9 protein-coding genes are annotated in these 12,630 nt (G+C 70.6%); all 9 read right to left on the minus strand.

The genetic code is table 11. The annotated features are described in order from the left end of the window. Nucleotides 1–270: 270 nt before the first annotated feature. The 9 genes from ACFV18_RS22985 to ACFV18_RS23025 all read right to left on the minus strand — a co-directional run bounded on the left by ACFV18_RS22985 (nucleotide 271) and on the right by ACFV18_RS23025 (nucleotide 12,405). Nucleotides 271–1,473: an acyl-CoA dehydrogenase family protein gene (locus ACFV18_RS22985; RefSeq protein WP_380486031.1), complete on the minus strand. Its 1,203-nt coding sequence runs from the start codon at nucleotides 1,471–1,473 to the stop codon at nucleotides 271–273. A gap of 136 nt (nucleotides 1,474–1,609) precedes the next feature. Further along, a complete protein-coding gene (locus ACFV18_RS22990) occupies nucleotides 1,610–2,107 on the minus strand; it encodes a MaoC family dehydratase (RefSeq protein WP_380486033.1) in 498 nt (165 codons plus the stop codon). Between the two features lie 5 nt (nucleotides 2,108–2,112). After that, nucleotides 2,113–3,072 (minus strand): HpcH/HpaI aldolase/citrate lyase family protein, encoded by a 960-nt coding sequence (locus ACFV18_RS22995; RefSeq protein WP_380486035.1) that lies wholly within the window; start codon nucleotides 3,070–3,072, stop codon nucleotides 2,113–2,115. A gap of 19 nt (nucleotides 3,073–3,091) precedes the next feature. Then, nucleotides 3,092–5,116, minus strand: coding sequence for a protein meaA (locus tag ACFV18_RS23000; protein ID WP_380486038.1), 2,025 nt, complete (start codon nucleotides 5,114–5,116; stop codon nucleotides 3,092–3,094). Next, on the minus strand, nucleotides 5,116–6,486 hold the full coding sequence (gene ccrA / locus ACFV18_RS23005) for a crotonyl-CoA carboxylase/reductase (RefSeq protein ID WP_380486040.1): 1,371 nt from the start codon (nucleotides 6,484–6,486) through the stop codon (nucleotides 5,116–5,118). Before ccrA ends, ACFV18_RS23000 begins: the two co-directional genes overlap by 1 nt. Nucleotides 6,487–6,854: 368 nt before the next feature. Further along, nucleotides 6,855–7,766: a TetR family transcriptional regulator gene (locus tag ACFV18_RS23010; RefSeq protein WP_380486042.1), complete on the minus strand. Its 912-nt coding sequence runs from the start codon at nucleotides 7,764–7,766 to the stop codon at nucleotides 6,855–6,857. 194 nt (nucleotides 7,767–7,960) lie between these two features. After that, nucleotides 7,961–9,736, minus strand: a complete 1,776-nt coding sequence (locus ACFV18_RS23015; RefSeq protein WP_380486043.1) for a 3-hydroxyacyl-CoA dehydrogenase family protein — start codon at nucleotides 9,734–9,736, stop codon at nucleotides 7,961–7,963. 433 nt (nucleotides 9,737–10,169) lie between these two features. After that, the gene (locus tag ACFV18_RS23020; RefSeq protein ID WP_380486044.1) at nucleotides 10,170–11,657 is read right to left on the minus strand and encodes an MFS transporter; all 1,488 of its coding nucleotides are present in this window, start codon (nucleotides 11,655–11,657) and stop codon (nucleotides 10,170–10,172) included. Nucleotides 11,658–11,772: 115 nt separating this feature from the next. Further along, on the minus strand, nucleotides 11,773–12,405 hold the full coding sequence (locus tag ACFV18_RS23025; RefSeq protein WP_380486046.1) for a TetR/AcrR family transcriptional regulator: 633 nt from the start codon (nucleotides 12,403–12,405) through the stop codon (nucleotides 11,773–11,775). Nucleotides 12,406–12,630 lie beyond the last annotated feature (225 nt).

The following is a 12,630-nucleotide window of genomic DNA, read 5'->3' on the forward strand; positions in this document are numbered from 1 at the left end:
CGAGTCGGGCACCTGCTATGTGTACGACCGTAACCGGACGAAGTGCGGTTCCCCAAGAGGTCTCGGGTCACGGGTGATTCACGTCTCAGCGACACGCCGGTCACAGGCAGTGCACGGAAGCGGCCGCCCGGCGCGTACCTGGGGAAACGCGCCGAACGACCGCACCGAATGCCGTGCCCGCCGTGCTCCGGCCGACCAGTCCGGGGGCGGGTACGGTCGGGCCGGCGGCGGGCCCGCACGCCCGCCTTTCCGGCCCCGTGGGGGACTGCCTCAGTCGGCGAGCCGGTACTCCTCCAGCAGGCGACGTCCCACGATCATCTTCTGGATCTCCGCCGTACCTTCACCGATCAGCAGCATCGGGGCCTCCCGGTACAGCCGCTCGATCTCGTACTCCTTGGAGAACCCGTAGCCGCCGTGGATCCGGAACGAGTCCTCGACGACCTCCTTGCAGTACTCGGAGGCCAGGTACTTGGCCATGCCGGCCTCCAGGTCGTTGCGCTGCCCGCTGTCCTTCTTACGGGCGGCCATCACCATCATCTGGTGCGCGGCCTCGACCTTGGTGGCCATCTCGGCGAGCTTGAACTGGATCGCCTGGTGCTCGGCGATCTTCTTGCCGAAGGTGGTGCGCTGCTGGGCGTAGGCGATGCCCAGCTCGAACGCCCGGCGGGCCACGCCGCAGCCGCGGGCGGCCACGTTGACCCGGCCGACCTCGACGCCGTCCATCATCTGGTAGAAGCCCTTGCCCGGGACGCCGCCGAGGATCCGGTCCGCGGGGATGCGGACGTCCTGGAGCACCAGCTCGGTGGTGTCGACGCCCTTGTAGCCCATCTTCTCGATCTTGCCGGGCACGGTGAGGCCGGGGACGGTCTCGTTCGGTCCGAAGCCCGGGGTCTTCTCGATCAGGAAGGTGGTCATGTTCTTGTACGGGGTGTTGCCGCCCTCGTCGGTCTTGCACAGCACCGCGACCACGCTGGACGTGCCGCCGTTGGTCAGCCACATCTTCTGGCCGTTCAGGACGTAGAAGTCCCCGTCCTTGACGCCCTTGGTGGAGATCGCCGAGACGTCGGAGCCGAGGCCCGGCTCGGACATCGAGAAGGCGCCGCGCAGCTCGCCGGCGGCCATCTTCGGCAGGAAGTAGTCCTTCTGTTCCTGGGTGCCGTGCGCGTTGATCATGTGCGCCACGATGAAGTGGGTGTTGACGATGCCGGAGACCGACATCCAGCCGCGGGCGATCTCCTCCACCACCAGGGCGTAGGTGAGCAGCGACTCGCCGAGGCCGCCGAACTCCTCGGGGATGGTCAGCCCGAACAGGCCGAGCTGCTTCATGCCCTCGACGATGGCGGTCGGGTACTCGTCCTTGTGCTCCAGCTCGGTCGCGACCGGAATGATCTCCTTGTCGACGAACTCCCGCACGGTGGCGAGGATGTCCCGCTGGATCTCGGTGAGGCCGTCGGTCTGTGCGAGGCGTCCCATCGTGCGGCTCCGTGAATGCTCAAGAGGGTTGGGGGTGGGGGGCTCCGCGGCGCGTGGCTGCCACGGAGCCCCCGGGAACCGGGTAGGGGCTGGGCCGATGACGGCGGCCCGCCCGTCCGGGGTCTGGAAGGGGCCGTCAGGCCAGCGGCTCGGGGCGACCGGGCTGCTCGCCGCCGCGCTCCTTGATGTACGTCTCGGTCGGCACCATCACCTTGCGGCGGAAGACGCAGACGACGGTGCCGTCCTGCTTGTAGCCCTTGGTCTCGACGTAAACGATGCCGCGGTCCGGCTTCGAGGTGAGGTTCTTGTCGAGGACGGTGGTCTCGCCGTAGATGGTGTCGCCGTGGAAGGTCGGCGCGATGTGCCGCAGCGACTCGATCTCCAGGTTGGCGATCGCCTTGCCGGAGACGTCCGGGACGGACATGCCCAGCAGCAGCGAGTAGATGTAGTTGCCGACCACCACGTTCTTCCCCTGTACGGTGGTGGTCGCGTAGTTGGCGTCCATGTGCAGCGGGTGGTGGTTCATGGTGAGCAGGCAGAAGAGATGGTCGTCGTACTCGGTGACGGTCTTTCCGGGCCAGTGCTTGTAGACCGCGCCGACCTCGAACTCCTCGTAAGTGCGTCCGAACTGCATCGCGCTCAGGCCTCCGGGATCTCGAACTTGGTGGTGCGCTGCATGCCCGCGGCGCGGCCCTTGCCGGCGATGACCAGGGCCATCTTGCGGCTGGCCTCGTCGATCATCTCGTCGCCGAGCATCGCCGAACCCTTGGCGCCGCCCGCCTCGGAGGTGCACCAGTCGTAGGCGTCGAGGATCAGCTCGGCGTGGTCGTAGTCCTCCTGCCCGGGCGAGTAGATCTCGTTGGCGGCGGCGACCTGGTCCGGGTGCAGCACCCACTTGCCGTCGAAGCCGAGGGCGGCGGAGCGGCGGGCGACCTCGCGGTAGCCCTCCTGGTTGCGGATCTGGAGGTAGGGGCCGTCGATGGCCTGCAGGTCGTTGGCGCGGGCGGCCATCAGGATGCGCATCAGGATGTAGTGGTAGGCGTCGGCGCCGTAGCCGGGCGGCTGCTCGCCGACCACCAGGGACTTCATGTTGATGGAGGCCATGAAGTCGGCCGGGCCGAAGATGATGGTCTCCAGGCGCGGCGAGGCGGCGGCGATCGCGTCGACGTTGATCAGGCCCTTGGCGTTCTCGATCTGCGCCTCGATGCCGATCTTGCCGACCTCCAGGCCGACGGTCTTCTCGATCTGGGTGAGCAGCAGGTCCAGGGCGATCACCTGCTGGGCGTCCTGCACCTTGGGCAGCATGATGCAGTCCAGGTTGTTGCCCGCGCCCTCGACGACGGTGATCACGTCGCGGTAGGTCCAGTGCGTGGTCCAGTCGTTGACCCGGACGACCCGGGTCTTGCCGCCCCAGTCGCCGTTGTTCAGGGCGTCCACGATGGTGTGGCGGGCGCTCTCCTTGACCAGCGGGGCGCAGGCGTCCTCCAGGTCGAGGAAGACCTGGTCGGCGGGCAGGCCCTGGGCCTTCTCCAGGAAGCGCGGGTTGCTGCCCGGTACGGCCAGGCAGGAACGGCGCGGACGGAGACGGTTCACAGTCATTGAGGAGTTTCCTTCCGGGTCAGCTGGTCGCGGCGGTGGTCGCGGCCCACGGCTGAAGCCTGTTGGCCAGCCGGATCTCGTCCACGATCCGGCCGATGATGGTGGTGATGCCGAAGTCCTTGGGTGTGAACACGGCAGCGACTCCGGCGGCCTTGAGGGCCTCGGCATCCGCTGCGGGGATGATTCCACCCACGATCACCGGCACATCCTCCACCCCGGCCCGGTCCAACCGCTGTATGACGTCGGGCACAAGCTCCGGGTGCGCGCCGGAGAGGATGGACAGGCCCACGCAGTGCACGTCCTCGGCGACGGCGGCGGAGACGATCTGTTCGGGCGTCAGACGGATGCCCTGGTAGACCACCTCGAAGCCGGCGTCGCGGGCCCGGACGGCGATCTGCTCGGCGCCGTTGGAGTGCCCGTCCAGGCCGGGCTTGCCGACCAGCAGGCGGAGCTTGCCGGTGCCGAGTTCGGCGGCGGTGGCGGCCACCGCCTCGCGGACAGCGGCGAGTTCGCCGCCCGGCTCGGCGGCGACCGCGACCGGCGCACCGCCGACCCCGGTGGGGGCGCGGTACTCGCCGAACACCTCGCGCAGCGCGAACGACCACTCGCCGGTGGTGGCGCCGGCCCGGGCGCAGGCCAAGGTGGCCTCCATCAGGTTCTCCTCGGTGGCCGCCACCTCCTTCAGGCGGGCCAGCGCGCGCTGCACCGCGGCCTCGTCCCGACTGCCGCGCCAGGCCTCCAGGTTGGCCAGCACCGAGCGCTCGGACGCCGGGTCGACCACCATGATGGCGGTGTCCAGGTCGGCGGTGAGCGGGCTGTCCTCGGTGGTGTCGAAGCAGTTGACGCCGACGATCCGGTCCTGGCCGGCCTCGATCCGGGCCCGCCGGGCGGCGTGCGAGGCCACCAGGTTGGACTTCAGGTAGCCGGACTCGACGGCCGGGATCACCCCGCCCATCTCCAGCACCTTGGCGATCTCCGCCTCGGCGCCGGCCAGCAGTTCCTCGGTCTTCGCCTCCACCACGTGCGAGCCGTTGAACAGGTCGCCGTACTCCAGCAGGTCCGACTCGTACGCCAGCACCTGCTGGATCCGCAGCGACCACTGCTGGTCCCACGGCCTCGGCAGGCCCAACGCCTCGTTCCAGGCCGGGAGTTGGACGGCCCGCGCGCGGGCGTCCTTGGACAGCGTGACGGCCAGCATCTCCAGCACGATGCGCTGGACGTTGTTCTCCGGCTGCGCCTCGGTCAGGCCCAGCGAGTTGACCTGCACGCCGTAGCGGAAGCGCCGCTGCTTGGCGTCCTCGATGCCGTAGCGCTCGCGGGTGACCTTCTCCCACAGCCGGGTGAAGGCCCGCATCTTGCACATCTCCTCGACGAAGCGGACACCCGCGTTGACGAAGAAGGAGATCCGGCCGACCACCTCGCCCATCCGCTCGGCCGGGACCTGCCCGGAGTCGCGGACGGCGTCCAGGACGGCGATCGCGGTGCACATCGAGTAGGCGATCTCCTGGACCGGGGTGGCCCCGGCCTCCTGCAGGTGGTAGCTGCAGATGTTGATCGGGTTCCACTTCGGGATGTGCGCCACCGTGTAGGCGATCATGTCGGTGATCAGCCGCACGGACGGGCCGGGCGGGAAGACGTGCGTCCCGCGCGACAGGTACTCCTTGACGATGTCGTTCTGGGTGGTGCCGGTGAGCTTGGCGATGTCCGCGCCCTGCTCCTCGGCGACCACCTGGTACAGCGCCAGCAGCCACATGGCGGTGGCGTTGATGGTCATCGAGGTGTTGGTGCGCTCCAGCGGGATCCCGTCGAACAGGGTCCGCATGTCGCCCAGGTGCCCGACCGGCACGCCGACCCGGCCGACCTCGCCGCGGGCGAGGACGTGGTCGGAGTCGTAGCCGGTCTGGGTCGGCAGGTCGAAGGCCACCGACAGGCCGGTCTGGCCCTTGGCGAGGTTGCGCCGGTACAGCGCGTTGGAGTCGCTCGCGGTGGAGTGGCCGGCGTAGGTGCGCATCAGCCAGGGGCGGTCGCGTTCCTGAGTGCCCATCAGATGGTCCTGCTGTGCTTGTTGTTCCGCTCGTCGAGCTCGCGGAAGAGGTTGATCTTGTCGAGGTGCTTGGCGCGGAACTCGTGGTCGCGCACGCCCAGGCCTTCCTCGGGGGCCAGGCAGAGCACGCCGACCTTGCCCTGGTGCTTGTTGTGGTGCACGTCGAGGGCGGCCTGGCCGGTCTCCTCCAGCGCGTACACCTTGGAGAGGGTCGGGTGGATCCTGCCCTTGGCGATCAGGCGGTTGGCCTCGTACGCCTCGCGGTAGTTGGCGAAGTGCGAGCCGACGATGCGCTTCAGCGACATCCACAGGTAGCGGTTGTCGTACTGGTGCATGTAGCCGGAGGTGGAGGCGCAGGTGACGATGGTGCCGCCCTTGCGGGTGACGTAGACGGAGGCGCCGAAGGTCTCCCGGCCGGGGTGCTCGAAGACGATGTCGACGTCCTCGCCGCCGGTGAACTCGCGGATCTTCGCGCCCAGGCGCTTCCACTCGCGCGGGTCCTGGTTGTTCTCGTCCTTCCAGAACTTGTAGCCCTCGGCGGACCGGTCGATGATCGCCTCGGCGCCCATGGCCCGGCAGATGTCGGCCTTGGCGTCGTTGGAGACCACGCAGATCGGGGTGGCGCCGCCGGCCAGCGCGTACTGGGTGGCGTACGAGCCGAGGCCGCCGCTGGCGCCCCAGATCAGCACGTTGTCGCCCTGCTTCATGCCCGCGCCGTTGCGCGAGACCAGCTGGCGGTACGCGGTGGAGTTGACCAGGCCCGGGGAGGCGGCCTCCTCCCAGGTGAGGTGCTTGGGCTTGGGCAGCAGCTGGTTGGTCTTCACCAGCGCGAGCTGGGCCAGGCCGCCGAAGTTGGTCTCGAAGCCCCAGATGCGCTGCTCCGGGTCCATCATCGTGTCGTTGTGGCCGTCGGGGGACTCCAGCTCGACCGACAGGCAGTGCGCGACGACCTCGTCGCCGGGCTGCCAGGCGTTGACGCCGGCGCCGGTGCGCAGCACCACGCCCGCCAGGTCGGAGCCGACCACGTGGTACGGCAGGTCGTGACGCCTGGTCAGGGGCGAGAGCCGGCCGTAGCGCTCCAGGAAGGCGAAGGTGGAGACCGGCTCGAAGATCGAGCTCCACACGGTGTTGTAGTTGACGGCGCTGGCCATCACGGCGACCAGGGCCTCGCCCGGGCCGACCTCGGGCAGCGCGACGTCGTCCAGGTGGAGCGACTTGCGCGGGTCCTTGTCGCGGCTGGCGAGGCCGGCGAACATCTGCTCCTCGTCCTTGTGGAGCGTCACGGCCCGGTAGGACTCGGGCAGCGTGAGGCCCGCGTAGTCGGCGGACGTGGCGTTGCCGCTGAGGATCGCGTCGAGAATTTCCTGCATGGCTGCCTCCGAAGGCGTACCTGTGCGAGGGACACAGGGCGTCTGGGGGAGCCGGGAGCGGACACCGGCTTCGCTGAGGGTCTGAGGGCGGGGTACTGCGGTGGTGCGACGGAAGGGTGGGTCGCGCGGGCACGTCCCCCAGGTGAGGGGACGCCGGACGACGGCGCGCCGAGGTGGGGAGCCGCGGCGCCGCGACCGGTGGCAACAACGTAGTGGCACCCTGTGCCACTCGTAAAGACACAGGGTGCCAACTTCCGACGTGAGCCAGAACACGCGGGTCCGAGGGTTGCCGGGAACGCTCGAAGGCCCGTTCCCGAAAACGGGAACGGGCCTTCGATTCTGTCTGTCACCTGCTGAAATCGCCTGGATTACATGGCACTTCGGCCGGCCAGCGCGGCCCGGATCGAATCCACCACGGTCTCCAGCGGGGCATCCGTGCGGGCCACTGTGATCAGCACCTCACCGCCGGGGCTGGCACTCAGTGCGCTCACGGCCGTCGAGTCCTCCGGTGGCACTCCGTCACCATTGGCACCGGGTGCCAGCGTGGTGCCGCGGCGGCGGGCACCGCTCGGCGGGGTCGGCCAGAACGTCCCCCGGATCACCTCGAAGGAGTGGTCAAGCTGCGCCTCCACGTCGCCGTGCCCGCCGGCCCGCAGCCAGCGCCGCAGCACGTGGTTGTGCGCCGCGACCACCGCCGCCGCCGACACCTCGGCCAGCATCGAGTCGTCGTCCCCGCCGCGCTGCCAGCCCGGTGGGGTCTGCTCGGCCGCGTCGAACCGGCCCAGCAGGTACCGGGTGAACAGCCGCTCGTACCGGGAGACCACCGCGATCTCCCGCTCGCGCAGCGCCGGGACCTGCCGGATCAGCTGGTAGCGGGCCACCGACATGTCCGGGGTGGAGGCGTACATCCGCAGCACCTCCTTGATGCCCCGGCACACCACGTCCAGCGGGTGCTCCTCCGGCTCCGCGCTGGCCAGCAGGTCCGCCACCCGCACCAGGGTGTCGTCGTGGTCCGGGAAGATCGCCTCCTCCTTCGACCGGAAGTACCGGAAGAAGGTGCGCCGCGCCACCCCGGCGGCGGCCGCGATCTGATCGACCGTCGTCTCCTCGTACCCCTGGGTGGCGAACAGCTGCATGGCGGCCGCCGTGAGGTCCTGGCGCATCTGCAGCCGCTGGGCGGCGGCCCGGCGGCTGCCCGGCCCGGACTCCACCCCCGACCGCGGCTGGTCGTGCCCGGCGGCCGGCTGCTGCTGCTGGGAGAGCGAGGTCTGGCGATCCATGTCGGGAACGCTACACGCACCCGGTGCCGCCCCCGCCGGCCTGGCCCTGCGCACCGGCGCCGAAGGCGGCACCACGGCGGGCCGCGGCCACCGCGAGGAGACCGCGCCGGACCCCCAGGAGGGCCTCGGCGCAGCCGGGTTGACGCCCCCGGCGGGCGACGGCCGCGGGCTCGGCGAGGACGCCGGACGGCCGGTCATCGCCGCGCGTGGTCGCGGAAACCGCGGCCGGTCTTGCGGCCCAGGCAGCCCGCCGCCACCAGGTGCTCCAGCAGCGGCGCGGCCGCCAGACCCGGCTCCCGGAACTCCTGGTGCAGCACCTTCTCGATGGTCAGCGACACGTCCAGGCCCACCACGTCCAGCAGCTCGAACGGGCCCATCGGGTAGCCGCAGCCCAGCTTCATCGCGGTGTCGATGTCGTCCACCGTCGCGTAGTGCTCCTCCAGCATCCGCACCGCGTCGTTCAGGTACGGGAACAGCAGCGCGTTCACGATGAAACCGGCCCGGTCGCCGCACTCCACCGGGTGCTTCCTCACCTTCGCGCACAGCTCCAGCACCGTCGCCGTGACGTCCTCGGCGGTCAGCACCGTGGAGACCACCTCGACCAGCTTCATGGCCGGCGCCGGGTTGAAGAAGTGCATGCCGATCACGTCCTGCGGACGGCCGGTCGCCGTCGCGCAGGAGATCACCGGCAGCGAGGAGGTGGTGGTGGCCAGGACCGCGCCCGGCTTGACGATCTTGTCCAGGGTGGCGAACAGCTCGCGCTTGACCGCGAGGTCCTCCGCCACCGCCTCCACCACCAGATCGACGTCCGCCAGCTCCTGGTAGCCGCCGGTCGGGGTGACCAGCGCCAGCGCCGCGTCCCGGGCCTGCTCGGTCAGCCGGCCCTTCGACACCGAACGCTCCAGCGACTTCGCCAACTGCGCCTTCGCCCGCTCCGCCTTCTCCTGGCTGCGGGCCGCCAGCAGCACCGGGAAGCCCGCCTTCGCGAACACCTCCACGATGCCGGTCGCCATCGTTCCGCTGCCGCACACACCGACGCTGCGCACCTCGCGGCCGGCCGGACGCGCCTTGGCCGCCACCGCCTCCTCGGCGACCACCTGGGACGAGCCCGGGGCCTCGTACGTGTAGAAACCGCGGCCCGACTTGCGGCCCAGCAGGCCCGCCGCGACCAGCTGGCCGAGGATCGGCGCCGGGGCGTGCAGGCGGTCCCGGGACTGCTCGTACATCGCCTCCAGCACGGTACGGGCGGTGTCCACACCGATCAGGTCCAGCAGTGCGAGCGGGCCCATCGGCAGGCCGCAGCCCAGCCGCATCGCCGCGTCGATGTCCTCCCGGGTGGCGTACCGGGACTCGAACATCGCCGCCGCCTGGTTCAGGTACGCGAACAGCAGGCCGTTGGCGATGAAACCGGCCCGGTCGCCCGCCGCCACCGGCTCCTTGCCCAGGTCACGCGCCAACTCGGCGACCTGCGCGGCCGCCTGGGGCGAGGTCAGCACCGTGCGGACCACCTCGACCAGCTTCATCGAGTGCACCGGGTTGAAGAAGTGCACCCCCAGGACCCGCTCCGGGCGGGCCGTGGCCGCCGCGATCCGGGTCACGCTCAGCGCGGTGGTGCCGGTCGCCAGCACCGTCTCCGGCGGGCAGATCCGGTCCAGCTCGGCGAACAGGCCGCGCTTGAGCTCCAGGTCCTCCGGGACCTCCTCGATCACCAGATCCGCCTGCGCGGCCGCGGACAGGTCGTCGCCGACCTCGATCAGCGCGAGCAGCGCGGCGCGCTCCTCGGCGGTCAGCCGCTCACGCGCCACCGCCCGGGCGGTCGACGCCTCGATCCGGGCCAGCGCCCGCGCCGCCTGCGCCGGACCGGCCTCCACGCCGATCACCCGCCGGCCGCTACGGGCCACCGCCACGGCCACCCCGGCACCCATGGTGCCCAGGCCGACCACGGCAACAGTGGGGAAGGGACGCTCCATTGACCAGACTCCTTAGTCATGGGCCCGTGCCGACGGCCCCCGCCACCACCCGGGCATGCCGGGGTACGACGGGGGAGGGTGTGCCGACGGCACGGGAGAAAAGGGAACGGAAGAAGAACAGCGGCGACCCCGCGCTCCGGACCGGTCCGCTCCGGTTCCGTCGAGGGGCAGTGCCGTGGTGCTCAGGCGCTCCGACAGGATCATGAAGCGACGCCGACGCGCACACACAGAAGAAGAAACGCAACCGCCCGGTGCGGCTCCCGAAGCCCGGCGCTGGCGCGTGCCGACACTGTAGCCCAGCTACTGGCGAGTAGGAAGAGGGAGGTGCGCACGCCGGTCGGTCGGCGATCTCAAGGAGTTCAGCCGCTGACTCCCGAACGCGAAACGGCCCGCCCGGAGAGTTCCGGGCGGGCCGCTCGTGTGTGGCGTGGCGTCAGTGCGCCATGACGGGAACCGCGTCCTCGAGCTCGGACGTGGACTCGTGGTGTTCGGGCTTGCCCGCGTTGATCAGGGTGAAGGCGGTGAGGGAGGCCAGGACCAGGATGCCGACGGCCCACCAGATGGCGGTGGAGTAGGAGTGGACCTGGGCCTGGAGCTGGAACAGCTGGGGGTCGGTGGCGGTGGCCGCGTGGGACTTGGCCCATTCGGTGCCGGCGCTGTGGGCGACGGTGCTGAGGAGGGCGGTGCCGATCGCGCCGCCGACCTGCTGGGAGGTGTTGACCATCGCGGAGGCGACACCCGCGTCGCGGGGCTGGACGCCGTAGGTGGCCAGGCTCATGGCGGGCATGAAGGCGGTGCCCATGCCGAGGCCCATCAGGATCAGCCCGGGCAGGATCTGCCAGTACGAGGTGCCGACCTCGATCCGGGTGAGGATCAGCAGGCCGAGCGAGGCGACCAGGAAGCCGGGCGCCATCAGGTAGCGGGCCGGGATCCGGGTCATCAGGCGGGCGCCGATCTGGGTGGAACCGGTGATCATGCCGGCCACCATCGGGAGGAAGGCCAGACCGTTGACGACCGGCTTGTAGTGCAGCACGCCCTGCATGTAGAGGGTGAGGAAGAGGAACAGGCCGAACATGCCGATCACGGCCATGCCGAGCGAGAGGTAGACGCCGCCGCGGTTGCGGTCGGTGAGCACGCGCAGCGGCAGCAGCGGGGCGCTGACCCGGCGCTCGACCAGGACGAACGCGGCGAGCAGCACCGCGGCGGCGATGAACAGGCCGATGGTGGAGCTGTCGCCCCAGCCGGCGCTCTCGGCGCGGGTGAAGCCGTAGACCAGGGAGACCAGGCCGGTGGTGACCAGCAGGACGCCGGGGATGTCGAGGCGGTTGCGGTTCAGGCCGGCGGCGGGCTCGCGGATGACCAGGACCGCGCCGGCGATGGCGATCGCCGCGAACGGGATGTTGATGTAGAAGGTCCAGCGCCAGTTCAGGTACTCGGTGAGGGCGCCGCCCAGGATCAGGCCGAGCGCACCGCCACCGCCGGCCACGGCGCCGTAGATGCCGAACGCCTTGGCGCGCTCCTTGCCGTCGGAGAACATCACCGCGAGCAGCGACAGCGCGGCCGGGGCGAGCAGCGCGCCGAACACGCCCTGCAGGGCGCGGGCGCCGAGCAGCATGGTGGTGTTGACGGCGGCGCCGCCGATCGCGGAGGCCGCGGCGAAGCCGACCAGGCCGAGCATGAAGGTCCGGCGGCGTCCCCACAGGTCGGCGACCCGGCCGCCGAACAGCAGCAGTCCGCCGAAGGCCAGCGCGTAGGCCGTGATGACCCACTGGGTGGTGCTGTCGGCGAAGCCGAGGTCTTCCTTGGCGCTGGGGAGCGCGATGTTCACGACGGTGGCGTCGAGGACGACCATCAGCTGGGCCAGCGCGATGAAGATCAACGCCTTCCAGCGGCGTGGATCCGGCTGGAGGGTTTCGGACATGGAGGTACCCACCTGTGAGTGCGAGAGAGCGTACGAGACGTGCGAAAAGCTTGCAGGCGGCCCGGTCGGACTGCCTGTCGGAAGAGCGCGGCGGCCGGTCGGCGGCCGGGGTGGTTCAGGCGCGCTGTGCGAGGTCCTCCAGGGTCACGGCGCGGCCGGGCAGGGCGGACGGGGCGATGGTGCGCAGCCCGTCCAGCAGGAGTTGGAGGTGACGGTGGACCAGCGGGTGCAGGTCGAGACAGCCGGTTCCGGGGAGCGGTCGGGTGAGCTGGGAGACGGCGACCACGACGTCGCCCGCCCCGATGTCGGTGCGGAGCAGTCCGTCGGCCTGCGCACGGGCCACCAGGTCCTCGGTGACCTTCGTCAACTCCGTGCGGGCGTCGGCGAGTTCGGGGTCGTGCGGGTCGATGGTGTCGGACAGCAGGGAGCACAGCGCGCCGATCCGTTCGTCGGCGGCGGCGTGCACGAAGCGGCTGAGCGCGGCGAAGGAGTCGGGCTCCTCCGCGGCGGCCGCGTGCGCGTGCGCCACGATCCGGTCGATGACGGCGAGCGACACCTGGTGGATCAGCGTCCGGCGGTCGGCGAAGTTCCGGTAGAGCGTGGCGTTGCCGACGCCGGCCCGGCGGGCGATCTCGTCGAGCGGGGCCATCGCCCCGTGGTCGACGAAGGCCTCGCGGGCGGCGGCGACGATGCGCGCGCGGTTGCGGGTGGCGTCCGCGCGCCGGCGGGGGGCGGCGACGGTGGTCATGGTGCGCTCCCTTCGAGCGGGCGGAGGCCGGAGGAGGTGGCCGCAGGAGGTGGTCGCAGGAGTGGGGAGAGCCTCCCCGTTTCTGCTTGGACAGAGTTTCAAACGGGGACTTGGTCCCCGGAATTTCATCATTCGATGTGACTCGCGTCACGTTTGAAACTCCACGGACGGGTGAGCTCTCGGCCGAGTCGCCCGTGCGCCGCATCCTCGCAGGCCAGCATGGGT

Source organism: Kitasatospora sp. NPDC059673 (genome assembly GCF_042734215.1).
In the GTDB taxonomy this organism is placed as follows: domain Bacteria; phylum Actinomycetota; class Actinomycetes; order Streptomycetales; family Streptomycetaceae; genus Kitasatospora.